Origin of the sequence: Pseudarthrobacter sp. PH31-O2 (assembly GCF_030063265.1) — a bacterium.
Classification (GTDB): Bacteria; Actinomycetota; Actinomycetes; order Actinomycetales; family Micrococcaceae; genus Arthrobacter.
Window position 1 is genome coordinate 111805 of the sequence record NZ_JASIST010000010.1, and the last position, 23797, is coordinate 135601.

Below are 23797 nucleotides of genomic sequence, written 5' to 3' on the forward strand. Positions count from 1 at the left end.
CCAAACCATCATTGGAGATACCTTTGTCTACCCAATTCCAGGGCGTCATTCCCCCGGTCGTCACCCCCCGCCACACCGACGGCAGCATCGATACCGACTCGCTGAAGAACCTCACCCGGCACCTCCTCGACGGCGGGGTGTCCGGCCTCTTCGTCCTCGGATCCTCCGGCGAGGTCCCCTACCTGACAAATGCCGAGCGCGAACTCGTTGTCAGCACCATCGCCGATGCGAACTCCGGCAGCGTGCCGTTGATCGTCGGCGCCAACGAACAGACCACCAACCGCGTCATCGAGGAGGCCCGGAAGGTCATCGACCTCGGCGCCGATGCGATCGTTGTGACCTCGATGTACTACGCGATCGGCAACGCCGAGGAGACGGAAACCCACTTCCGCGCCGTACACGACGCCGTCAGCGCGCCGATCTTCGCCTATGACGTCCCCGTCCGCACCCACTTCAAACTGCCCACTGACCTGCTGGTCCGGCTCGGCCGCGACGGCGTGATCGCCGGCGTCAAGGACTCCTCCGGCGACGACGTCGCTTTCCGCCAGCTCCTGCTGGCCGCCCGGGACATCCCCAACTTCGACATCTTCACCGGTCACGAGGTCGTCGTCGACGGCGCCCTGCTCGGCGGCGCCCAAGGTGTCGTCCCGGGCCTGGGCAACGTGGACCCCCGCGGCTACCGGAGCCTTATGGACGCCGCAGCAGCCGGCGAGTGGGCAAAGTCTGCTGCCGAGCAGGACCGCATTGCCGACCTCTTCGAGATCGTTTACACCCCCAACGGCCGGGTCTCCGGCGGCGCGGCGGGCCTCGGCGCGTTCAAGACGGCCCTGCAGCTTATGGGCGTCATCGAGTCCAACACCATGAGCACACCCATGCCTTCCCTGAACGAGGACGAAACCACCGCCATCAAGGTCATCCTTGAACGCAACGGCCTGCTCTAGGCTCCAGTGTTCACGGACCTAGGGAACTTGGATTGAGGAGGAACATGGCGCACGCCATCGGTGTGGACCTTGGCGGCACCAAGACTGCAGCAGGACTGGTCTCGGAAGACGGCAAACTGCTGTTCTCGGAGACCACCCCAACACTCAGCCGTGCCGGCGGCGAGGCTGTCCTGGACGCCACCGCGGCGCTGGTGTCCAGGATACGGCTCCGGGCCCAAGCCAACGGCATCACCACCATTGGCGTCGGGGTGGGCTCCGCCGGCGTGATCGACGCAGGGCGTGGCGTTGTGGTTTCCGCGACCGACGCGATCCGGGGTTGGGCGCGGACGGCGCTGACCAAGGGCCTTGCAGGGCGGCTGGGGCTTCCCGCGGCCGCGGTCCGTGCCGTGAACGACGTTCACGCCCATGCACTCGGCGAAGCGTGGCGCGGTGCCGCGGCTGGGACGGCGAGTTCGCTGCTGATCGCGTTCGGAACCGGTGTGGGAGGAAGCCTGGTCCTGGCCGGCACGCCGGTCCTCGGCCACCGCTTCGTGGGCGGTCACGTGGGGCACCTCGCATCCCCGTACGCGTACTCCGGCGGCGAGGCGCTGCCGTGTTCCTGCGGCAACTCGGGCCATGTGGAGGCCGTGGCCTCCGGGCCGGCCATCCACGCGGCGTTCCTGCGGCTGGGCGGCTCCCCTGCAGTCCCGGACACCCGAGCAGTCTTTGCCCTGGCGCACGACGGCGATCCTGCGGCGGGAGAGGCCGTCAGCACCGCGGCCGCTGCGGCTGGCCAGGCGGCCGGCGGGCTTCTCAATATCCTGGACCCCGAGGTATTGGTAGTCTCCGGCGGGCTGGCCGACGCCGGCGAGCTGTGGTGGGAGCCCATGGAGGCAGCCCTGCGCCGGGAACTGCTGGCCCCGCTCGCCCGCATGCCCGTCCTCCGCGCCACACTGCAAAACTCCGCGGCAGTCGTTGGCGCCGCAAAGCTCGTCTTCAACTGACCGAACCTGTCCGCCAACACCGGGCCACACAGAAACAAGGCACTTATGATCCTGACCCCCGACGGCCTCGAGTCCCTCCGCTCCAGGCTTATCGTTTCGTGCCAGGCCTACCCTGGCGAGCCGATGCGGGATCCCCGCACCACCGCGCAGCTCGCGGCCTCCGCCGTCATCGGCGGTGCCGCAGCCGTCCGGGTCCAGGGGCTGGCCGATATCCAGCACACCAGGGCCGCCGTCGAGGTCCCGGTCATCGGGCTCTGGAAGGATGGCCACGACGGCGTCCTGATCACCCCGACACTGCGGCATGCCCTAGCAGTCGCCAATGCCGGAGCGCATATCGTGGCCATCGACGGCACCCGCCGGCAGCGCCCGGACGGGTTGAGCCTGGCAGCGACAGTCGCCGGCATCCGTGGCGGCTCCCACGCGCTCGTTATGGCCGATTGCGGCTCCTACGACGACGCTGCAGCGGCCGTCGACGCCGGGGTCGACCTGATCGGCACCACCCTCGCCGGCTACACCAGTGAACGCACCAAGACCCAAGGCCCTGACCTTGAACTCCTCGAACGGATCGCCGCTGCAGCCTTCGGGAAACCGCTCATCGCCGAAGGCCGAATCCACACACCGGAGCAAGCCCGCCAGGCGCTCGGCGCCGGCGCGTTCGCCGTCGTCGTCGGCACCGCCATTACCCACCCGGCCACCATCACCGGATGGTTCACTGCCGCGCTGCACTGCTGAGGACTGGCGCCATGGCACGGACTCATCGCGGGCATCAACTCCGAAGGGCGTTCCTCCCGCACGCCCGCTGCGGCGCGCCAAACCCGGCATGGCTCCGGGACCCCGACCAGTGGTTCGGATTGATGCGAACGCGCCTGGCCCGCCTTGGCCTTTAGCTGGCCGCGACGTCCTTGAGCTTCCGGCGGATGCCGTCGAAGTGGCGTTGGAGCCGCTCGGAGGCCAGCGGCTTGTCCTTGTCGACCACGGCCTGGAAGATCTCCCAATGGACACGGGCCTGATCGCCCAGATCCACGGGTCCTGAGCCCAAAGCCTGATGGATCTGCCGGTAGACCTTCCAGAAGACATCCATGAGATTGATGAGAAGCTCGTTGTTCAGGGGCGCGTAGAGCCTGCGGTGGAACTCCGCATCCAGTTCGGCCAGCGGCTCGCCTGCTTCCGCGGCAGCGTCCATCAGCTCCATGGTGGTGCGGAGACCGTCGAGGTGCTCCTCGGTCATGAGGTCGATCGCGGACCCGATGAGTCCGGATTCCAGCGCCTGACGCACGTCAATCAACTCCATGGCCTCTTCACCCCGGTGCCGCAGCGACAGACGGCCGCGGAACGCCAGCCCGTCGGTCAGTGCACTGAAGTTGTTAGGTGCCACGAACATGCCAAAACCGTGCCGGATCTCTATCACACCAAGCGCCTGCAACACCTTCAGGGACTCCCTGACAGTGTTACGCCCGACACCCAGCACCGCCGAAAGCTCACTTTCAGTCGGCAATGCGTCCCCAACGTCCAGTCCCTGTTCTAGGATGAGGTCCATGATGCGCGTCTGCAGCGCATGGGACCTGATCTGAGCGCTGAAACGGGCCGGGGACACTACCTGGGATTCGATGCTCATGTCGCTCCTTCTGGCCGTGGCTGTGATCGACCACTCTTATTAGTCAGCCTACAGGAGATGGGACGTCCAATGTCCAGTTTCCCCTGCGACGACTCGAAGATATTTCTGACCCCTGCGCCGATGCACTGCTGATCCAGGGTGGCCGGAACCGGCGCCCGGCCCCCGCCACCAGGATGTGCGTTTAGGGGCCTCAAGCCTGGCCGCCGGAATGCGGAACCGCCGCCTTCCGGTAAGTTATTCACTGCCGTGTACCGGCCGCGGCAACTTAACGCCGCGAGAGCCACCGCACCCCGCTCCTATCCCCGCGTCGGCTCCCGGGAGAGAAGTTCCAAGACGCCACCCGCTCGGAGCTATCAGCGGGGTCACGCCCCCCCTTGCCTGCATCCGCCGCGGCGACCAGACTTAGTTGCAGGAGCCGATCCGGGGAGAAACGATGGGAAACAAAGACGAACTGCGGCAGGCATACGGGCGCCTCATCGCCGCCGTCACGGCGAATGACGAGGATGCGCTGGCCCGGGTCGTCAGCGCCGACATCGTGGACCATAGCGCCGATCCAGGCCAGCTTCCAGGCTCGGCTGGAATTATTCACTGGATGCAGGGAATGCATGCCGGCCTCTCCGGCCTCACGGGAACGATCGAGGATACCGTCGCGGAGGGCGATAAAGTTGCAGGCCGGATGACATGGCGGGGGACGCATACAGGGCCGTTTCTAGGCCTGGCGGCCAGCAATAAACCCGTGACGGTGGCCTCCATTCACATCCTCCGCTTTGAAGGCGGACTAGCTGTCGAATGGTGGGGCGTGCCTGACCTCTATGGAGCGCTCACTGCGATGGGCGCCCGCGTCGAACTCCACGCTGACTGATCTCCGCACACACCGGTCAGTCGTTGAACATCCCGGCCAGGTAATCCGCCGTCAGGGCCGCTCCCGAGTACATGTCGCCACGCATAGGACCTGCCAAAGCCTTTGGGTTCCAGACCTTGCAACAATTCCCGGTTCACCCACGCCGTCGCACGGCGGCGGCACATCGTTCCGACTCGAGCCCATCGACGCCGGCGCCAACCATAACGAAGTCCAGCTCAGCCGTCACCCCCTCGTCCGTCTCAATGACGTGGAAGGAATGATCCTTAAGGCATTTCCACGGACCAAACGCCCCCGGTCTGCACCCGCGGCGCTCGGGGCGTAAGCCTCTGTTCCAAGGCTCTGCGGGGCCATAGCGTTGTTGCAGGAGGTTTGATCATGATGGATGGCTGGTACGGGTCTGGCTGGGGCATCGGCGCATGGGTGGCCATGGCCGCATTGATGCTGATTTTCTGGGGCGGCGTGGTGACCGTGGTGGTGCTGCTGGTCCGGCGACCCCATGGCGGCGATGGTGCAGGCGCGCCCCTGCCGCCGCACCACAACGCCGAGCGTATTCTCCATGAGCGCTTTGCCCGCGGGGAAATCGACGAACAGGAGTTCACTGCCCGGCGGGCGGCGCTCAGGCGCCAGGAATGAAGGCTATATCCCGCCGCGGGCAGCTGTTCCTCGGGATCGCCGCCACGATTCTTCTAACGGCACTGTCCCTCGTCGCTGTTGGACTCTTCGGCGGACTGGTGAATCCCGGGGTCACCGGTTTTCCGGCCCGGAACCGGTGCGTCGCCCCGGATCTTCCCGGGCCGGTCATCAGCGTGTCACTGACCAACATGGGCGGTCCCATGATGGGCGCGCGCAACGGCGGGATGGGCGGGGCCATGCGGATGACGGCAGACCGCAGCACGCTTGCGCACGGCGCGGTGTCCTTCCTGGCCGCCAATGCCGGCACCCTCAGCCACGAACTGGTCATCCTGCCCCTCGCCGCCGACCAGATCCCCGGCACCCGCCCGATCGGCGCTGACGGACAAATCGACGAGGCCGACAGCCTCGGGGAAGCATCCAATACCTGCGCCGAAGGAACCGGTCAAGGGATCCTGCCCGGAACCACAGGCTGGGTGACCGTCACCCTCCCGCCCGGACGCTATGAGCTGGTCTGCAATCTGCCGGGCCATTACGCCGCCGGGATGTACACACAAATTACGGTGAACTAGGCTCCCGCACCACAGCCAGCGACCACGCGGCGGTCTGTCCAGTGCTCGGTTCGCAAGACGTGGCTCGTGCCATCGACTCAACACGGCAGGTTCCACCCCAGGCGAGAATCCACTCTCTCGCCCATCGTCGACGCATCGGATAAGGGGACAGACATCCGGACCTGCTTGTCAGCTATACCCCCTGGGGGTATGTTTGGGATGTTGTCAGTGAAGTGCTTTGTCCGAGCCGCCCGCAGCCGGGGAAACAACATAAGGAGTACACCCATGGACCACGACCACCACCACGGACGTGCCGCCCGGCAGGACACGTCCGGCGTTCCCCTCAGCAGGTCCGTCGTCGGCAACGCTCCTCACTCCCACCCCGGCCATGGCGGCGGCATGGATGATGAGCACATGGTGCACACCCAGGGCCAACACGCCGGACACAGCGTCGCGATGTTCAAGAACAGGTTCTGGCTGACGCTGGCCATGTCCGTGCCTGTCGTGTTCTTCAGCCCCATGTTCGGCGGGCTGCTGGGCTATACACCCCCGGTTTTCCTGGGCTCGGCCTGGATCCCGCCGGCGCTGGGCACGGTGATCTTCTTCTACGGCGGGCAGCCCTTCCTCAAAGGTGGCCTGGAGGAACTGAAGAGCCGAAAACCGGCCATGATGCTGCTGATCGCCATGGCGATCAGCGTCGCATTCATCGCCTCCTGGATCACCAGCCTCGGGATCGGCGGGTTCGACCTGGACTTCTGGTGGGAGCTGGCCCTGTTGGTGGCGATCATGCTGCTGGGGCACTGGATCGAGATGCGCGCACTCGGCTCCGCACGGGGTGCCCTGGACGCTCTTGCGGCTCTGTTGCCCGACGAGGCAGACCGGATTACCGCTGAGGGCACCGAAACCATCAAAGTCAGCGAGCTTGCGGCGGGGGACACCGTCCTGGTCCGCTCCGGAGCCCGAATGCCGGCCGACGGCACCATTGTTGACGGCCAGGCCGAGTTCGACGAATCGATGATCACCGGGGAATCCAGGACCGTCCTTCGCTCATCCGGCAGTAAGGTCATCGCCGGAACCATCGCCACAGACAACACCGTCCGCGTGCAGGTCACCGCTGTCGGGGACGACACCGCCCTGGCCGGAATCCAGCGCCTCGTCGCCGAGGCGCAGGCCTCCTCCTCCAAAGCCCAGGCCCTGGCCGACCGGGCCGCCGGTTTCCTGTTCTACTTCGCCGCCGGCGCCGGGGTCCTCACGTTCATCGTCTGGTCACTGCTGGGCAGCGTCCCCGACGCCGTGACCCGCACCGTCACCGTCCTCGTAATCGCCTGCCCCCACGCTCTTGGCCTGGCCATCCCCTTGGTCATCGCCATCTCCACCGAGCAGGCGGCACGGGCCGGTGTCCTGATCAAGAACCGGCTGGCACTGGAGCGCATGCGCACCATCGACGTTGTGCTCTTCGACAAGACCGGGACCCTCACCAAGGGCGAACCGGCACTCAAAGACGTCGCGACCGCCCAAGGCGTGGACCGGAACGATCTCCTGGCACTGGCAGCAGCCGTGGAAGCAGACAGTGAGCACCCGGTGGCACGGGCCATCGTCCGCGCCGCACGGGAGCAGAACCTGACGATTCCAGCGGCGTCCGGATTTTCGTCCATGACCGGCCGCGGTGTCCGCGCCACGGTCGACGGCAGGACCATCCACGTCGGCGGCCCGGCACTGCTCCGTGACCTCGAAGCCCACGAACCGAAATCATTGGCCGCCGCCACCGGGGCGTGGATGGACCGTGGCGCAGCCGTCCTGCACATCATTGACGGGCAAAGGATCCTCGGGGCCGTGAGCCTCGAGGACGCCGTCCGCACCGAATCCCGCCAGGCCGTCAAAGCCCTGCAGGACCGCGGCATCAAGGTCGCTATGATCACCGGCGACGCCCAACAGGTCGCATCCGCCGTCGCCGAAGAACTCAATATCGACGAGGTGTTCGCCGAAGTCCTCCCGGCAGACAAAGACAAGAAAGTCGCCGAACTGCAGGCCCGCGGACTCAAAGTCGCCATGGTCGGCGACGGCGTCAACGACTCCCCCGCGCTGGCCCGGGCCGAAGTGGGCATCGCAATCGGCACCGGCACCGATGTCGCGATGGAATCCGCCGGTGTGGTCCTAGCCGGCAACGACCCCCGCGCAGTCCTGTCCATGCTGGACCTCTCACGGGCAAGCTACCGGAAAATGTGGCAGAACCTCATCTGGGCCACCGGTTACAACATCATCTCCGTCCCGCTCGCCGCCGGCGTACTCGCCTTCGCCGGAGTCGTCCTCTCCCCTGCCACGGGAGCCGTACTGATGTCCATCTCCACAGTGGTCGTAGCCCTGAACGCGCAGCTGCTGCGCCGGCTAAAACTCAACCCCGCCCAAGTCCGTTGACCCCGGCAGCGGCCAGTGTGCACTGGAGCACATCCGGTCCGTCAGATAAGCACAAGGGTGCATCGGCCATGGGTGTGGAACAAGCGCGCTGACTACACCCGTTACCTTGTGGACCCGGCACGGCCAAGAGAACCAGCAGTACGGCATAGATCAGGACGACACCAGCTGCGGCCGCGACCGCCGCATCCCAAAAGTTCATGCCCTGGCTTCGTCCGGGGTTTGCCGCACTTCGCGTCTGGCCCGCAGCTCAGTCATGGACGGATTCACCGGTGACTTTGTGGTCGGCGTGGTTCAGGCCTTCCATCACGAGACGGGCCAGGTGTCCGCCGGCGATGCTGTAGATAATGTGGCGGCTGTCCTTGCGGGTGGTGACCAGACCGCTGAAGCGCAGTTTGGCCAGGTGCTGGCTCACCGAGGTCCGGGACGCCCCGGTGCGTTCCACCAGGAAGCCGACGTCCGAGGGTTCCTGGGCCAGGAGCCAAAGAATATGCAGCCGGGTGGGGTCAGAGAGCATCCGAAAGGTAGCGGTGGCCGCGTCCAGGCGGAGAGCGTCGGGGGCGTCCGGGTGTTGGAGGCTGGCGGCGGGGGCGCCTGTAATGTTGTCCACCGGCTCAGCCTTTCGTCGTCTCCGGCACTGGACCGGTCCTGAACGCCGCGGGCCAGAACTTGAAGGCCGCTGCCGTGCTTATGGCAGCCACCGCTGCCAGTACGGCGGCGGCCGCTGGCTGTCCCGCGACGGCGCCGACCCAGCCGGCCACGGGGTAGGTGATGATAAAGCAGGCATGGGAGAGGGAGAACTGGGCCGTGAAGATATACGACCGGGTTCTGTCCGTCGCGGCGCGGCGCAGCAGACGGGCAGAGGGTGTGTTGATCATCGAGGTCCCGGCGCCGAGCAGGGCCCACAGTCCCAGCAAGACCGGCCACGTTCCCGGTACGGCCAGCAGCGCGAACGCCCCGGCGAGTCCGAACGAGACCAGCACCGCTCCGGCCCGCATAAAGGCCCGGTCCGGTAACCTGTCCAGGATCGCCGGTGCCGTCAGCGCCACGGCCATGGAACCGGCGCCGTAGCAGGCAAGGGCGATGGCGACGTCGGTGTTGGAGCCGCCGAACAGGTCCCGGGCGTAGACGACGGTGTTCACCAGCACCAGGGCGGTCGCGGCCGCGACGGCCAGGTTCAGCGCCATCAGTCCCCGCAGCTCCGGAGTCTTCGCAAAGATCCGGGCGCCAAGGGTGGTCCGGTGCCAGAGGGTTCCTTCCTGCCGCACCGCCGGTGCGACCGGAAGGCGCGTTGTGACCACCAGGGCCGCCGAGAACAAGAACCCGGCCACGGTCCCCAGGAAGAGCTCATGAAAAGAGACCACTGTCAGCAGGGCCGCCGCAAGCGCCGGGCTGAGCAGGGACTCCAGGTCATAGGCAAGCCTGGAAAGCGAGAGCGCCCGGGTGTAGTGGCGTTCCTCGGGAAGTACCACCGGGATCAGCGACTGGAACGCCGGGGTGAACGTTGCCGAGGCGCTCTGCAGCACAAAGACCAAGACGTAGATCTGCCATGCCTGGTCCACCATCGGCAGCATCAGGGCAATGCCTGCCCGGATCAGGTCCGCGCCGACGAGCACCGCTTTTTTAGGCAGTCGCTCGACCAACGCCGCCATCACCGGGGCCACGAAAACATAGGCGAGCATCTTGATGGTCAGCGCAGTACCCAGCACCGCCCCGGCCTGGCCGCCGGCGAGGTCAAACGCCAGCAGACCCAGCGCCACGGTCAACAGGCCCGTGCCCAGCAGGGCGACGATCTGGGCCGAAAAGAGCTTCCGATAGGCCGGAACGGCCAGGACTTGAAGCAACGCGGCTCCTCACGGTAATGGCGAACAATCAACAAGTGCTTACATGTGCACATATTAGCCTAGCCCATAAGAACAATACAGAATTGTATGAATACATTCCCGCGTGTACTTTAGAGTTATGGAATCCCTTACCCGCGCTCCAGTGCTGGCACGGTTCGGCTTCGCTGTCTCCGACCCGACCCGGGCCCGGATCCTGCTGGCGCTGGCCGAGGCGCCAGCCTATCCCTCCGACCTGGCCGATTCCCTCGGCGTCTCACGGCAGAGCATGTCCAACCATCTGACGTGCCTGCGCGGCTGCGGACTGGTGGTGGCCGTCCCCGACGGCCGCCGGAGCCGGTACGAGCTCGCCGACGAGCGGTTGGGCCACGCCATCGGCGACCTGCTCGGCGTCGTCCTGGCCGTGGACCCGGCCTGCTGCGCCCCCGACGGGACGTGCCTGGCATGACGGCCCTCTCGCTGGGACCGAACCCCGTCCGCCGGGCAGTGCTAAGCCGGCGCATCCGGCTGTTCGCTGCCGCCACCATCAGCTACAACGTCATCGAAGCGGTCATCGCCCTCTGGGCCGGCGGCGTCGCGGAGTCCTCGGCCCTGATCGGCTTCGGCCTGGATTCCGTAATCGAAGTGGCATCCGCCGTCGCCCTGTCCTGGCAGTTTGCCGCCCGGGATCCGGAACGGCGGGAGCACCTGACCCTGCGGCTCATCGCGATCTCCTTTTTCGCCCTCGCAGCCTTCGTCACCGTCGATTCTGTCAGCTCGCTGGCCGGCGGCGGCGAAGCGCGGCACTCCACGCCCGGCATCATCATCGCCGCCCTCAGCCTGGCCATCATGCCAATGTTGTCCTGGCTGCAGCGCCGCGCCGGACGGGAACTCGGCTCCCGGTCTGCGGTGGCGGACTCCAAACAAACCCTCCTGTGCACCTACCTCTCTGCCGTCCTGCTGCTCGGGCTGGTGTTGAACAGCACCCTGGGCTGGTGGTGGGCCGACGCCGGCGCCGCACTTCTGATCGCCGTGATCGCCGTCCGCGAAGGCCTCAACGCCTGGCGGGGCGACGTCTGCTGCACCGTGCCCGGCGGCACGGCTGATCTATCGGCGGTGGCGGCAAAGACCACCGGGGTGGACGAATCGTACGCCTGCTGCGGTGGCTGTGATTCCTCGCCCTGATCGACGGCTGTGGCCCCGGGTCCGGGTTTGGGCTCCACCCCGTCCGGCAGGTCGAGCCGGAATTACCGTTTATTCCACAGTCACCGGGCGCGGGCTGCCGGAGCCAGGAAACCCTCCAAATGCACGAGCGGTGACACGTCGGGGGACGGCCTCGAGAAAAGGTAACCCTGCCCGAATCGGCAACCCATCTTCAGCAGTAGGTCCAGTTGCCCGGTCGTTTCGATGCCCTCGGCGACGACCTCCAGCTTCAACGAATCCGCCAACCGAATGACGCCTTCCACAACCGCCCGGTCGTGTGCGGACGTTTCGATATCGCGCACGAACGTTATGTCCACCTTCAGCAGGTCGATGTCGAAGGCCCGAAGGTGGGAGAGGGATGAATAGCCCGTGCCGAAGTCGTCGATGGCAAGTCGCACACCGATGTCGCGGAGTTCGTGGAACATCTTGGCCGCGGAGCCGATCGCTTCGATCATCGCACTCTCGGTGAGCTCCAGCCAGAGTCGTTCCGGCGGCAACCCGGAGATGCTGAGAGCCTGCTTGACCACGGCGCCGAAGTCGTCCCGCGCGAACTGACGTGGAGACACGTTGACGCTGACGGCCATGGCGCCGTCCAGCGCCGCGGCGGCCCGGCACGCCTGGTTCAGGACCGTGCTTCCGATCTGCTTGATCAGGCCTGTCTCTTCGGCGATAGCGATGAAGTCACCCGGCAGCACGAGCCCGCGCTCGGGTCGGCGCCAGCGAGCCAGTGCTTCGGTGGCCACGACCGTTTGGTTCCGCAGATCCACTATCGGCTGGTACCAGGTCTCGATCTGGCCCAGGTCCACCGCGCTGCGCAGGGACATTTGGGTGTCCAGCGTTTGTGCGACCCGGCCGCGCAGCTCGTCGTCGAAAACTTCGTATCGCGCGCGCCCGTGGTCCTTCGCCAAGTACATGGCCTGGTCCGCGTTACGCAGAAGCGATTCAGGGTCATCGTCGCCGACGCCGAAAGCGATGCCGATGCTGGCATCCACGGATGCGATGTGCTCGCCGATCAGGATCGGCAGGGCGATGGATTTCTGGAGCTCATCCGCGAGCCGGGCGACGTCTTGCCGGCTGTCGACATCTGGGCAGACGACGACGAATTCGTCGCCGCCGAGGCGAGCCACCGTGTCCGACGCCCGAGTGCCGCGGCGCAGCCTGTCGGCGACTTCGGTCAGGACCAAGTCGCCGGAGTGGTGCCCGAGGCTGTCATTAACGACCTTGAACCGGTCCAGGTCGATAAACAACACGGCCACACCCTTGCCGTGGCGTCCCGCCTGGAGAAATGCCTGGGCAAGCCGGTCCAGCAGCAGCAGCCGGTTGGGCAGGTTCGTGAGCGGATCGTGAAAAGCGAGGTGCTCCACACGGGCCTCTGCCAGCCGGCGGGCAGTGATGTCCTCCAGCTGGTACAGGAGACCCCCCACGTGTTTGCCTTCGTGGATTTCAGCGACACTGACCTTCACCCACGTCTCCTCGGCATCGCTGCGCCGCATCCGTCGATCCATACGCTGCCGGGAGCCCTCCAGCAGCCCGGCCGGCAGGGCATCCTGGCCGACTGTTTCGAGCGGCATAAAAACCGCCTCAATGGACTCATCCAGCACACCTGTCGACCGGCCGGTCAGATCGAAGAGGCGCCGATTGGCCTCCAGCACCCGGCCATCGAGCGACACGATGGCGGTTCCGAGCGGGGACCAGGCAAAGGCCGCCTCGAACCGTGCCCGGGCGGCCGTCGCCGACTCCTCCGCGGCCCGCAGGGCAGTCACGTCCGTGATGCTGGCCAGGTGTCCGGTCACGGTTCCCTCATCGCGGATCGGCGTGGTGGTGACCTGCACCGAGTTGACCTGCCCGTCCGGCATGCGAAAACGAATCGTGCTCGAATAGGAGGTGCCGGCGGAGACGCATTCTCCCCATGCGGCCAGTACCCGTTCGACGTCGTCGGGGTGCAGCGCGGAGGACCAGCCGCTGCCCAGGGACTGGACCAGGGTCAGCCCGCTCATATTGAGCCACTGGTCGTTAGCGGAGAGAAGCCCTCCCCCGGCGTCGAGCTGCACGATGCCGACCGGTGCAAGCCGGACGAGCGCCTGGAGCGCGTCCGCTGTCTCTGCCAGTTCCCCGGTCCGAGCCACAACCATGGTCTCGAGCATGTGGTTTGTCTCGGCAAGCCTCCTCAGCGCGGCCTCACGTTGCCCATCGAGTTCGCGAAGCCTTAGAGCCGCCAGCCAGGTGAACGCGCAGCCGAGGAACGTCATACTCAAGACGAGCATCGCGACGGCGAACGGGGTGTCGAACCAGCCCATACGCTGCGCCGTCAGGCACATCCAGCCGAGGGCGAACGGACCACCGATGAAGAACGGTATCGCCGGGCGAAGCAGCTTTCCTGCGCTGCCTGCGTCCCGCGACAGTCCGGCCAAACCAGTGGAAGGGTGCTGAAGCAGTATCGCCGCCGACAGCACTGCAATCCCGAGGGCCGTGGGCAAGGCCATGCTGGTGTACCCAGCAACTGTGTAAAGAGAGGAAACGCCATAGATATAGCCGAGGATCGCGATATGACTGATGCCCATGGCTGCGAGGGCCAGCGCGCTTCGGACAAGTCTGCCGGAAAGGAGGGAGCCGCCCAACACCAACAGCGAGAAGGCCGTGGACGGCGCCATCCGCGGCAGGCTCCCGCGCCACTCGATTCCCGGCAGCAAGGTATCGATGCCAAGCGAGGTTCCCAGTATGTTTTCGACAAATGACAGGCCGCCGATGACGAATATAGCCGAACCGAGGACTGCGGTGAGACGCCGATGGTCAACTGCGATCAGCGAAATCGAGAGGAGCACTATTCCCAGCGCCGCCGTCGGCTTCATCGAGAGTAGCCCGCTCGCCAGCAGTGCACCTCCGGTGTACCAGCCGAACAGGACGGCGAGCCCTACTGCGCCGACCAGGGCTGCTCCGGTACGCCCAACCAGCTGCATGTCATTCCCTTGTTCCCGAAGGGGGCAGACGTGCCGACCAACGTAAGAAGACTACAGGCAGGGCGCATTAGGGTTCGCGGAGCGTGATCAGCCGGGGCGCTGAGCGCACGGTGTACTTCCACTTGGTCTCGACCGGGCCACGGATGTCGCCTTCCTGCGCCCCCGCCACGGATGGAGCCGTGAGCGCTGTGGCGGGGAAGCAGAAGAGCTAGTGGCTTTTGCCAAGGGTGGAGTGTCAGGCGCTGGCTGCGCTCCGGTTGATCTCGCCGTTTACCCCCTTGGGGAAGAACCCGCCTTCTCTTTCGGCTTTGGCGGTGAGGTACGCGATGTTCAGGACCTGCCCCGGGCTGCGGCTGAAAGCGACCGCCGACCCGCTTTTGCCGGGCGCTGAGAACCCGGATGGTGGCATTACCCGCACAGTCGTAGGCTATTTTGGAGACCAGACACTAGCGGCCTGGCCTCGGGCCCCGAAGGAGTATCGAGTGGACAGTAATGCCGGTACGTGGTTCCTGAGTCGCGCTGAGCGGGGGAATCTGGCCACGGACGTACACGCCGGCGGTGCCGGATCCCCGTCGTGGTCGGAGGGCAACCTGGTGCGGCCCCTCATCCATGGAGCGAGCTACTTCGCCCGCCTGCATGAGGAGCTAACAGACCTGCAGGCGGGAGACCGTGTGTGGTTCACCGATTGGCGTGGCGATGCCGACGAGCGGCTCCTGCCGGACGGACCGTCGATTGGCGATCTGCTCGCGGGGTTGGCCCGCACGGGAGTCGAAGTGCGGGGCCTTGTCTGGAGATCCCACGGGGAGCGCGTATCGGCCCCGATCAGCGGCCGGGCCAATGAGCTCTTAAGTCGTCAGATCAACGACGCCGGAGGAGAGGTGCTGCTGGATCAGCGTGTCCGCCTGTTCGGCTCCCATCACCAAAAACTGTTCGTCATCCGCCGTCGGGACAATCCGTCGCGGGACATTGCTTTCGTTGGCGGGCTCGACCTTTCCCACAGCCGTCGAGACGATGCCGATCACGCGGGAGATCCGCAAGCGGTGGACATGGATCCCCGATACGGGAAACAACCGCCGTGGCACGATGCCGCCCTCGAACTGCGTGGCCCAGTGGTGGCAGACGTGCTGGCCGTGTTCGCAGAACGTTGGAACGACCCCCATCCTCTGGACCGGCGCACTCCCTACCGGATGCTGCTGCAACGTCTCGCCCGGATGCCCCGGCACCCCGAACCGCTCCCGGCAACTGCGCCCCCGCCACCACCGGCCGGCCCTCATGCCGTGCAGCTGCTGCGCACCTACGGGGTGAAACATCCCCCGTTTCCGTTCGCACCAAATGGGGAGCGCAGCGTCGCGCGCGGATACGCGAAAGCCTTTGCCCGCGCCCGTTCGCTGATCTACATCGAGGATCAATACCTGTGGTCGGCAGAGGTCGCAGCAGGCATCGTTGAAGCTCTCGAACGGAATCCCGAGCTGAGGGTCATTGCCGTCGTGCCCCGTTACCCTGACTCTGATGGGCCTGTCGCCGGGCCGCCCAGCCGGATCGGGCAACTGCGGGCCCTCAAAATGCTGCACCGGGTCGCACCCGGCAGGGTCGGCGTGTTCGACCTGGAGAACCGCTCGGGAACACCGATCTACGTCCACGCCAAGATCTGCATCATTGACGACACCTGGTTTACCTGCGGCTCAGACAATTTCAACCGCCGGTCCTGGACCACCGACAGCGAGCTCACCTGCGCCGTCTTCGACACCACCGCCGACAATCGGGGAACGCCCGGCACAGACACCGGCGACGGCGCTTCCCGGCCGTTGGCCCGCGGGCTCCGGCTCCAACTCTGGGCCGAGCACCTTGGCCTGGACCAGAACGACCCACGGCTCCACGACCCTGCGGCCGGACTCGAGCTTTGGAACACCACCGCCGATGCTCTTGACCACTGGCACGAAACCGGCCAGCGCCCACCCCGGCCCACGGGAAACGTGCGACACCACACGCCAGAACCCGTCTCGGCCCTCCAACGCCTCTGGGCGGATCCAATCAGCCGTCTCGTCGTGGATCCGGACGGCCGCCCCCGCCGGCTGCGAGGCACTGACCGGTTTTAGCCAGGCAACCTGTGAGTACGGCATGGGCCGCTCCTCCCCCAGCGATTGACTGCGGCGCAGCAGCCCCGACGGCAATCCCCCGGAGTTCCTTGGCACGGAGTCCCGGGGCGCAACCGGTACCGACTTGAGCCTGGCCCCGAAGTACGGGCAAAGTACGACGCTGCATCCGCTGACCTGGTGACAGCACTGGACCTCGTTGAAGAGAACGGTGACCAGAGCGACCGCGAGACGGAGTCTCGGCTCGATGCCTCCCACGAGTCTTATCTCGGTTCAATTGCCCGCATGTTCGACGCTGTAGATACTGGCAACACACCACTCGCCCTCAAAATCGACGGCGAAGAAGTCGACCCCAAGTTCGACGCCTTTGCAGAGACCGTCCGTTCGGCCGCTCAGGGGCACCGCGAAAATTCAGTTTCTCAGCTGGCGAAGCTCCGGGCGATGGAGGAACTCACCGGCTGGCTGACACCCTGGGTCTTTGTACTCGGGCTCCTCCTGGCCGCGGCGATGGCCTTCGTCACGCGGGGCCATCGCCGGCTACTGGACCGTGAACGGCGTCAGGCGTTGCGCGACTCGCTTCACGATGCCCTGACCGGTCTGCCGAACCGCGTGTTGCTCTTTGACCGTTGCGGCAAGGAGCTCGCTGCGGCTGAGCGCACCGGCGCGGCAGTCGGACTGTTGCTCATCGATCTGGACCGGTTCAAGGAGATCAACGACACCTTCGGTCACCACTACGGTGACGAGCTGTTGAAACAGGTCGGCACCAGGCTTCGTTCGGTGTTGCACGAGACCCACACCATTGCCCGGCTCGGCGGTGACGAGTTTGCCGTCCTGCTCCCGGACATCACCGACGTCGAATCGGCCAAGGATGTCGGCACCGCGTTGCGGGACGCACTCGAGGCCCCGTTCCTGATCGACGGGGTCGCCCTCGATGTGGAAGCCAGCGTCGGGGTGGTGCTCTCCGGGCAGCACGGCATCAACGCCACGGTGCTGCTGCAGCGGGCGGACATCGCCATGTATGTCGCCAAGGCCGGGAATCTCGGCGTCTGCGCCTACGACCCGGACCTGGACGGGCACAGCCCCGCCAAACTCGCCCTTCTCGGGGACCTCCGCCGGGCCCTGACCGCGGACCAACTCGTACTCCACTACCAGCCCAAGGTAAGCCTCGACAGTGGAGAAATCCTCGGAGCTGAGGCCCTTGTCCGGTGGGAACACCCCGACAGGGGATTGATCTTCCCGGATGACTTTATCCCGCTGGCCGAACACACCGGCTTGATCGGCCCCTTGACCACCCACGTGCTGGAAGCCGCTCTCGCCCAGACCAGGGCCTGGCTAGCCTCCGGAGTCCCCTTGACCATGTCCGTCAATTTGTCCGCGCGCAGCCTGCTCGATGACGGACTGCCCCGGCAGATTGCCGATCTGCTCGCACGCCACGGGGTGCCGGCCGAACTGCTCGAGCTTGAGATCACCGAAAGCGCACTGATGGCCGATCCCGCCCGGGCCCAGCGCCTGCTGGAAGCCCTGGCAGCCATGGGTGTCCGACTGTCCATCGATGACTTCGGCTCAGGCTATACCAGTCTGGGCCAGCTCAAGGACTTGCCCGTGACCGAGATCAAGATCGACAGATCATTCATCACCAGTATGGCAACGGAGCCAAGCGATGCCCTGATTGCGCGCAGCATCATCGACCTCGGCCACAGTCTTGGGCTGACCGTCCTGGCCGAGGGCGTCGAGACCGCCGAGACGCTTACGCATCTGAGGACGTTCGACTGCGACGTCGTCCAGGGGTACTACATCTGCTGCCCTATGCCCGCAGCGACATTCGATGCATGGCGGGCCTCATACCCAACCAGCACGATGCTCAGGCCCGAGGAACCTGCCCCGGCCGAATAACCGGTCGCAGGCAGTGGACGCATATCCTGCTCATCCACCACCCGGCAACTGCTCCCCTTGTCCCGACGGCGCCCGCGTCGGATTATCACTAGGCACTGCGATCCCACCGGGAAAACCGCTCAGCCACGCGGACGTGTCGATCGCAGTGCTGGGATGTCCACAAGCGTGCGGCAGGATGGGCATCATGGTCATTGCAAAGTCTGTGCTGCTGTTCATCCTGGCTGCTGTTGCCGAGATAGGCGGGGCCTGGATGGTGTGGCAGGCCGTCAGGGAAGGCCGGGAGTGGTGGTGGGCCGGTCTCGGAGTCATTGCCCTGGGCCTGTACGGGTTCGTGGCGACACTGCAGCCCGACGCGCACTTCGGGCGGATCCTGGCCGCGTATGGTGGCGTGTTCGTCGCCGGGTCCCTGGTATGGGGCGTGGTCTTCGATGGGTTCCGCCCGGACCGCTGGGACGTGGTCGGGTCCCTGATCTGTGTCGCGGGGGTGTCGGTGATCATGTTCGCTCCCCGTGGGCCCGTTTCCTAGGATTCCGGCCAGGCGGGCGAAGGTACCGGCGGGCACAGCGTGTTGCCGTCCAATCAGAAGACGCGGCAGCGCCCGGCACGGGGTTTGTTTGTCTTTTCAGGCGCAGGACCAGCGCATGATGATGTGGTTATGGCAGATTGCTGGTCCCGTTGACCGCACGATTCCGTGGGTCTAGATTCAATTCATTACTTGGTGAATCAGGCACCTGCAAAGGAAACCATGTCCCGGTCAGCAGCAGCCGTGCAGGTGAGCGGCCTGTCCATCGTCAGGGCGCACAAAGTCATTCTCCAGGAGCTGAAATTCAGCATTCCGGCGGGCCGGATCACCGGGTTGCTGGGTCCCTCCGGCAGCGGCAAGACCACCTTGATGCGCACGATCGTTGGGGTCCAACGCATTACCTCCGGCTCCGTGACGGTGTTGGGGAGGCCCGCCGGCGATCCTGCCCTCCGCCATGAGCTTGGCTACGTCACCCAGTCCCCCAGCGTTTACCCAGACCTCAGCGTCGAAGCGAACGTGCGGTATTTCGGTGCCATGCACGGCAGACACCGGCGCGACGCCGCCGCGGCGATTGCCGCCGTCGGGCTCGAAGGGCACGCCAGGATCAAGACTGCAGACCTTTCCGGGGGCGAACTCAGCCGCGTGTCGCTGGCCTGCGCCCTCGTGGCGCGCCCGAAGCTGCTCATCCTGGACGAACCGACCGTCGGCCTGGACCCCGTCCTCCGCGCGGACCTCTGGGAACGCTTCGGCGCCATGTCCTCGTCCGGCACCAGCCTGCTGATTTCGAGCCATGTTATGGAAGAGGCCAGTCACTGTGCATCGCTGCTGCTCCTGCGGCAAGGCCGGCTATTGGCTTCGCTCACCCCGGATGAGCTCAGCAACCGGGGCGGAAGCGAGGACTTGGAGTTGGCGTTCCTGAACATCATCAGGAAGGCCGAAGCCGACGACGGCCTTCCCAACGGCCCGGGCACTAAACCGCGTCCCGGAGCCAACAGCCTTCCGGCAGCTGGAATGAGAGTGACGGAATGAATCCGCGCATGATGCTCGCCACAACGGCGCGCGTTCTGGACCAACTGCGCCACGACCAACGCAGCGTGGCGCTGATGCTTGTGGTACCTACGCTGCTGCTAACCGCTGTCTATTTCCTCTACGAAAACGAGACCGTGCCGCCCGGTGCGCCGAGGACCTTCGACCGGGTAGGTCTGATGATGCTGGCGATCTTCCCGTTCGTGGTGATGTTCCTCGTCACGTCGATCACGATGCTGCGCGAAAGGACCTCCGGCACGCTGGAGCGGCTGCTGACCACCCCCATCCACAAAGCCGACCTGCTGTTCGGCTATGGGCTGGCGTTCTCCATCATGGCCGCCCTCCAGTCGTTCGTCGCCACCGGCGTCGCCTACTGGGTATTCGGCCTGGAGATCAAAGGCAGCGCGGGGCTCGTGGTAATGATCGCCGTCGTCAACGCGGTGCTGGGCGTGGCGCTGGGCCTGCTGTGTTCCGCTTTCGCCCGGACGGAGTTCCAGGCTGTGCAGTTCATGCCGGTTGTGGTGGTACCGCAGATCCTGCTGTGCGGGCTGTTCGTCGCGCGGGACCGGATGAACGGGCTCCTGGAAGCAGTCTCTAACGTGCTGCCGCTGACATTCTCGGTGGATGCCCTGAAGGAGATCGCCGGCCACAGCGATGCCACGGAACTACTGTGGCAAGACACCGGCATCATGGCAGCGATCGTCCTGGCTGTGTTGGTCCTGGCCTCGCTGACTCTGCGCCGGCGGAACCCGTGAGCGGCCACCAGCCCAACGGCGGCCAACCCGGGGCCCGGCCGGGCCTGGTCACCTTGGAAGACTGGCACAACGGCAGAAGAAGTGACCGTTCTGTAATGATGGACCCATGAATCCGACAAACATCCGCCATCACCAGGAGTCCGTAACGGTCCAGGCATCAGCCGAGACACTCTACGACTTGGTCTCTGACATCACCCGCACCGGCGAGTGGAGCCCAGTCTGTACCTCGTGTTGGTGGGACGATGCGGTCAATGCCGGCCAGCTCGGTGCCTGGTTCACCGGGCGTAATGAGCTCCCGCACCGGTCCTGGGAGACCCGGTCGCAGGTGGTGGCTGCCGAGCGCGGTCGCGAGTTCGCCTGGGTGGTGGGTGGCAGCTTGGTCCGCTGGGGCTTCGCCCTGACTCCAGCAGACACCGGGACGACCCTGAGCGAATCTTGGGACTTCCTGCCCGGCGGGATCGCCATGTTCGAGGAGAAGTACGGTGACGGCGCCAACGTCCAGATCACCGACCGCACCCAGCAGGCGCTCGACGGTATCCCGAAAACGCTCGCCGCGATCAAGCGGATCGCCGAGTCCATCGCTGCAAGTGAGGAGGCCCAGTCATGACCGGCTCAATCGGCATATCCAACCTCCCCACGCAGATCTGCGACCAATCTTGGCCGCGATCACCCTCCACGGAGTCCCCGAGAAGCTAGCAGATCGGGCCGGAATAGGGTGGCTAACCCGTTGACGCCACGGCGAACAGTCCTGCCACCCCGATGAGGTACAGGACGAGGACGACGAGTGAGTCAACACCCATTCCCAGGATTTTGTGTGCGGGCCGAAAAATCAGTCCCAGCATGTAAACCAGGGTCAGAAGGATGCCGAGGGCGGTGAGGTAGATGTCGGTGGCGTGCGCCTGGGGCAGCACGGGTTTGCCGGAGATGAGGACGGCGGCGAGGAACAGGACGGGTAGGAATGCGTTGCCGCCGAAAATGTCGCTGAAGGCCAGTCTGTAGTCGCCCTGCTTCACTGAGGCCAGGCCGGTGGAGATTTCCGGCAACGATGTCGCGAGCGCAAGGAATGTTGCCCCGAAGAGGACACCGGAGAGCCCGATGTGTCCGGCGATGGCTTCCCCACTGCGTTCAAGCACCACCCCTGCGCCGAGGGTCGCCGCAGCCGCAACAAGGAAGATCAGCATCGACTTGCCCGTCCCCGAAGCCTTGGTTCCGCCGGCCCTAGCTGTCTTGCTGTGACCCTGGGGCTTGTCCTGGCTAGCGGGGGCGTGGCCCTGCCCGTGCCACGGGAGGGACTTCTGGGACCGCTGTACGAGGAAAAGGCCGAGCAGCCAGATCAGAGCTATCAGCACGGCCGCAGGAGTGAGGCGAAACGCGACAAGGCCCGCAGGCATCTGGCTTCCGGCGATCACCACCCCGAGTACGCCGATCACGGTGATTGCCTCGATGACCAGGGTCAGTGATGCGGCCTGGTAACTCAGCGGTTTTTTGCCCTTAGTCCCAAAGACATCCAGAACGACCAGCACCACCGTCTGGATGGCGATGCCGCCCAGAATGTTCCCGACAGCCACGCCGATGTTCCCCGCCGCAGCCGCACTGAAGGTGATCGCAAGCTCGGGCAGATTCGTCGCGACGGCCAGCAGAATCAGCCCGCCAAGCGCGGATCCGAGATGCAGGCGGACGTCAAGAACATCGGTTTGTCGGGACAGTTGGATCCCGGCGGACCAGATTACGGCCGCCGCAGCCACGAAAATCAGCAATAGCAACGCCAGCGGAAAAGATTCCATTTACATACTCCATTTCCGGCCGGTTGAGCTGCTGGTGCAGCTTCACCGCGGTCCGGGGGAAAATAGCAAAACCGTTGCACTAACGAAAACATCAGTCTACTGAATCTGTTCCATCCCGGGCCTGAGACGGGGAGTATCCGGTACCGGCGGGGGTGAACCGCGGAATCGCGTACTGCCGTGGGCAGGACTGCCTGTTGCCTGGCTGCGAGTGGCGGGGATGGCGTTTGCTCAGGTGCGCCTCAGTGTTTGCCCTGTTTCGAGCTTCTGGCGGGGTTATGGCCCCGCGCGGGTCCTGGAAAACATCGGCAGGTACCGCAGTGCATTGCGGAAGCCGGACAAGCCCATCCGCGTGCAGTGGCAGGACACCGTCGTCGTCGCAGTTCTCGGCAAGGGTTGAGTGCTTGGACTGGTCCGAACCGCCTGATCCGGGCACGCCGGGATAGCTACCGACGGCGTCCGGAGCAGTGCTTCGAAGCAGGCGCCCTGGAACCGGAACCAGTGGGCCGCGATGTCGCCCTCCACGCAGGTGCCGGAGCCGAACAGTGCCCGGCTCCCCTCGCGGGTTCCGGCGACGGCGAAGGTGATGTCCGGCCAGGCTCTGGCTTCCCCGCCCGGTCATCGGCGGGAAGGACAGGGCAAGTGACCGCAGGGTGGGGTTATCCCGTGCGATCCTGGATCGGGACAGGCGAGCCCCCGTTGACCGTGTGGGGCCGGCAGGGGAGGCTGAGGGGACATCGATGACCAGGAGGAGCACGATGACTTACCGCCGCACGTCGGCCGCCACAGCGGTGCTGCTCGGGTTGGTCCTTTCCGGGTGCCAGTCGGCTGCCGGGCCGCTCACGGTCGAATCGCCTCCAGCAGCTGTGCCCAGCCCGTCGTCCTCCGAGCTCACGGCCATCATCCAGACTGCTGTCGAGGACCGCAACGGCACCGTCCTCGACACTCCCCCGGCTCCACGCCTGACCGAAGGGCAGGCGACTGCGGCCTACTTAGCCAAGCGCGCGCGGGACCTTCCGGTGGTAGCCCGGTCAAAGGCCGCATTCAAGTCAACGGGCTTCTGGTACACGGACTTTTCGACGAAGATCACGGTGGAATCCGTGAAGATGACCGGGTCGACTGCAAGCGTCCATTTTAAGGAATTGACCGAAGAACACCAGGCCTCTGCAGCGAATGGGCCGAGCAACGTCCCGTCGGGCTACTCGGTGCCGCAGACCGCTACGTTTCGGGCGGCCGCGGATGGATGGCAGCTGGACAGCATCGCCCCTTCCGTTCATGGCGGCGGCCTGCCTATGTCCATAGTCGAGGACTGAGGACGGCTCGTTAGGCGGTGGCGCTGGGGTCCGTCCGCCGACTAACTGCGGCCCACGGCGCAGCACCTCACGCGTACTTCGGGCAGGCGCCGCGCCCTCGCGCCTGCCTAGTCAGGCGATCATCGGTGCCAGTGCCGCAGAGCTCAGGGATGCCAAAAAGCGGATCCGGCTGCTGGAGAAGGAGAACGGGGTACTCCGCCCGTCCACGATGACCACACATCCGCCGGGACTTCAACGCGACCGCACCCGATCAGCTGTGCCTGGGGTTCTGCCTGTGCCGCTTGTTCCGGTTTTGCTGCGTCGGCCATGAGCTGGTGGAGGCGTGCCGAGTCCGTCCGTGCGGCTTCGAGCGCGTCGGCGTGCTGGAGGGTTCCGCCAGTGCTTTTATCTGCCTGTGTGACGCGCGACCCTGGACGGTGCACACCGCCGTCGCGCGGGT

At 65.6% G+C, this 23797-nt stretch carries 22 protein-coding genes; 16 read left to right on the plus strand and 6 right to left on the minus strand.

Translation table 11 applies throughout. From position 1 onward, the window contains the following. Window positions 1-23 precede the first annotated feature (23 nt). The 3 genes from QMG72_RS14910 to QMG72_RS14920 are packed head-to-tail and all read left to right on the plus strand — an operon-like array spanning window position 24 to window position 2656. Window positions 24-941, plus strand: coding sequence for a dihydrodipicolinate synthase family protein (locus QMG72_RS14910; protein WP_283480934.1), 918 nt, complete (start codon window positions 24-26; stop codon window positions 939-941). A 44-nt stretch (window positions 942-985) separates the two neighbouring features. Then, a complete protein-coding gene (locus QMG72_RS14915; protein ID WP_226776039.1) occupies window positions 986-1924 on the plus strand; it encodes an ROK family protein in 939 nt (312 codons plus the stop codon). A gap of 45 nt (window positions 1925-1969) precedes the next feature. After that, window positions 1970-2656 carry an N-acetylmannosamine-6-phosphate 2-epimerase gene (locus QMG72_RS14920; RefSeq protein ID WP_226776038.1) on the plus strand — a complete coding sequence of 229 codons (687 nt, stop codon included), beginning with the start codon at window positions 1970-1972 and terminating at the stop codon, window positions 2654-2656. A 151-nt stretch (window positions 2657-2807) separates the two neighbouring features. On the opposite strand, the gene QMG72_RS14925 is transcribed toward QMG72_RS14920, so the two are convergent. Next, entirely contained in the window at window positions 2808-3539 is a 732-nt protein-coding gene (locus tag QMG72_RS14925) for a FadR/GntR family transcriptional regulator (protein ID WP_226776037.1), read from the minus strand. A 433-nt stretch (window positions 3540-3972) separates the two neighbouring features. On the opposite strand from QMG72_RS14925, the gene QMG72_RS14930 reads away from it, so the two are divergent. The 4 genes from QMG72_RS14930 (at window position 3973) to QMG72_RS14945 (ending at window position 7997) form a co-directional block, all read left to right on the plus strand. After that, window positions 3973-4401 carry an ester cyclase gene (locus QMG72_RS14930; RefSeq protein WP_226776036.1) on the plus strand — a complete coding sequence of 143 codons (429 nt, stop codon included), beginning with the start codon at window positions 3973-3975 and terminating at the stop codon, window positions 4399-4401. A 375-nt stretch (window positions 4402-4776) separates the two neighbouring features. Further along, on the plus strand, window positions 4777-5034 hold the full coding sequence (locus tag QMG72_RS14935) for an SHOCT domain-containing protein (protein WP_226776035.1): 258 nt from the start codon (window positions 4777-4779) through the stop codon (window positions 5032-5034). Then, window positions 5031-5603 carry a sulfocyanin-like copper-binding protein gene (locus tag QMG72_RS14940; RefSeq protein WP_226776034.1) on the plus strand — a complete coding sequence of 191 codons (573 nt, stop codon included), beginning with the start codon at window positions 5031-5033 and terminating at the stop codon, window positions 5601-5603. The genes QMG72_RS14935 and QMG72_RS14940 overlap by 4 nt, the downstream gene beginning before the upstream one ends. A gap of 264 nt (window positions 5604-5867) precedes the next feature. Further along, on the plus strand, window positions 5868-7997 hold the full coding sequence (locus QMG72_RS14945; protein ID WP_283480937.1) for a copper-translocating P-type ATPase: 2130 nt from the start codon (window positions 5868-5870) through the stop codon (window positions 7995-7997). A 247-nt stretch (window positions 7998-8244) separates the two neighbouring features. Here QMG72_RS14945 and QMG72_RS14950 read toward each other — a convergent pair whose 3' ends face one another. Together QMG72_RS14950 and QMG72_RS14955 are read right to left on the minus strand one after the other, a co-directional pair. After that, a complete protein-coding gene (locus QMG72_RS14950; protein WP_226774279.1) occupies window positions 8245-8604 on the minus strand; it encodes an ArsR/SmtB family transcription factor in 360 nt (119 codons plus the stop codon). A gap of 4 nt (window positions 8605-8608) precedes the next feature. Further along, window positions 8609-9838, minus strand: a complete 1230-nt coding sequence (locus QMG72_RS14955; RefSeq protein WP_226774280.1) for an MFS transporter — start codon at window positions 9836-9838, stop codon at window positions 8609-8611. Window positions 9839-9956: 118 nt separating this feature from the next. Here QMG72_RS14955 and QMG72_RS14960 point away from each other — a divergent pair, with 118 nt between their 5' ends. Beyond that, window positions 9957-10283, plus strand: a complete 327-nt coding sequence (locus QMG72_RS14960) for an ArsR/SmtB family transcription factor (protein WP_283480938.1) — start codon at window positions 9957-9959, stop codon at window positions 10281-10283. Continuing rightward, complete coding sequence (locus QMG72_RS14965; protein ID WP_226774282.1) at window positions 10280-10999, plus strand: cation diffusion facilitator family transporter; 720 nt, start codon at window positions 10280-10282, stop codon at window positions 10997-10999. The genes QMG72_RS14960 and QMG72_RS14965 overlap by 4 nt, the downstream gene beginning before the upstream one ends. 80 nt (window positions 11000-11079) lie before the next feature. Here QMG72_RS14965 and QMG72_RS14970 read toward each other — a convergent pair whose 3' ends face one another. Together QMG72_RS14970 and QMG72_RS14975 are read right to left on the minus strand one after the other, a co-directional pair. Then, window positions 11080-13974 (minus strand): putative bifunctional diguanylate cyclase/phosphodiesterase, encoded by a 2895-nt coding sequence (locus tag QMG72_RS14970; protein ID WP_283480940.1) that lies wholly within the window; start codon window positions 13972-13974, stop codon window positions 11080-11082. 235 nt (window positions 13975-14209) lie between these two features. Beyond that, window positions 14210-14383, minus strand: a complete 174-nt coding sequence (locus QMG72_RS14975; protein ID WP_283480941.1) for a hypothetical protein — start codon at window positions 14381-14383, stop codon at window positions 14210-14212. A gap of 73 nt (window positions 14384-14456) precedes the next feature. On the opposite strand from QMG72_RS14975, the gene QMG72_RS14980 reads away from it, so the two are divergent. The 6 genes from QMG72_RS14980 to QMG72_RS15005 all read left to right on the plus strand — a co-directional run bounded on the left by QMG72_RS14980 (window position 14457) and on the right by QMG72_RS15005 (window position 20871). Beyond that, window positions 14457-16070 carry a phospholipase D family protein gene (locus tag QMG72_RS14980; RefSeq protein WP_283480942.1) on the plus strand — a complete coding sequence of 538 codons (1614 nt, stop codon included), beginning with the start codon at window positions 14457-14459 and terminating at the stop codon, window positions 16068-16070. Between the two features lie 177 nt (window positions 16071-16247). Then, entirely contained in the window at window positions 16248-17960 is a 1713-nt protein-coding gene (locus tag QMG72_RS14985) for a putative bifunctional diguanylate cyclase/phosphodiesterase (RefSeq protein WP_283480943.1), read from the plus strand. Window positions 17961-18144: 184 nt separating this feature from the next. Then, on the plus strand, window positions 18145-18486 hold the full coding sequence (locus tag QMG72_RS14990) for a YnfA family protein (protein WP_253032947.1): 342 nt from the start codon (window positions 18145-18147) through the stop codon (window positions 18484-18486). A 219-nt stretch (window positions 18487-18705) separates the two neighbouring features. Beyond that, window positions 18706-19512 (plus strand): ABC transporter ATP-binding protein, encoded by an 807-nt coding sequence (locus QMG72_RS14995; protein ID WP_283480944.1) that lies wholly within the window; start codon window positions 18706-18708, stop codon window positions 19510-19512. 8 nt (window positions 19513-19520) lie between these two features. Further along, window positions 19521-20264, plus strand: a complete 744-nt coding sequence (locus tag QMG72_RS15000; RefSeq protein ID WP_226776292.1) for an ABC transporter permease — start codon at window positions 19521-19523, stop codon at window positions 20262-20264. A 106-nt stretch (window positions 20265-20370) separates the two neighbouring features. Continuing rightward, on the plus strand, window positions 20371-20871 hold the full coding sequence (locus QMG72_RS15005; RefSeq protein ID WP_226776283.1) for an SRPBCC family protein: 501 nt from the start codon (window positions 20371-20373) through the stop codon (window positions 20869-20871). Window positions 20872-20983: 112 nt separating this feature from the next. Here the strand turns inward: QMG72_RS15005 and QMG72_RS15010 are convergent, their stop codons facing one another. Further along, the gene (locus tag QMG72_RS15010) at window positions 20984-22048 is read right to left on the minus strand and encodes a sodium:calcium antiporter (protein WP_226776282.1); all 1065 of its coding nucleotides are present in this window, start codon (window positions 22046-22048) and stop codon (window positions 20984-20986) included. A 755-nt stretch (window positions 22049-22803) separates the two neighbouring features. Here QMG72_RS15010 and QMG72_RS15015 point away from each other — a divergent pair. Next, window positions 22804-23358, plus strand: coding sequence for a hypothetical protein (locus QMG72_RS15015; RefSeq protein ID WP_226776280.1), 555 nt, complete (start codon window positions 22804-22806; stop codon window positions 23356-23358). The last annotated feature ends 439 nt before the right edge of the window (window positions 23359-23797 follow it).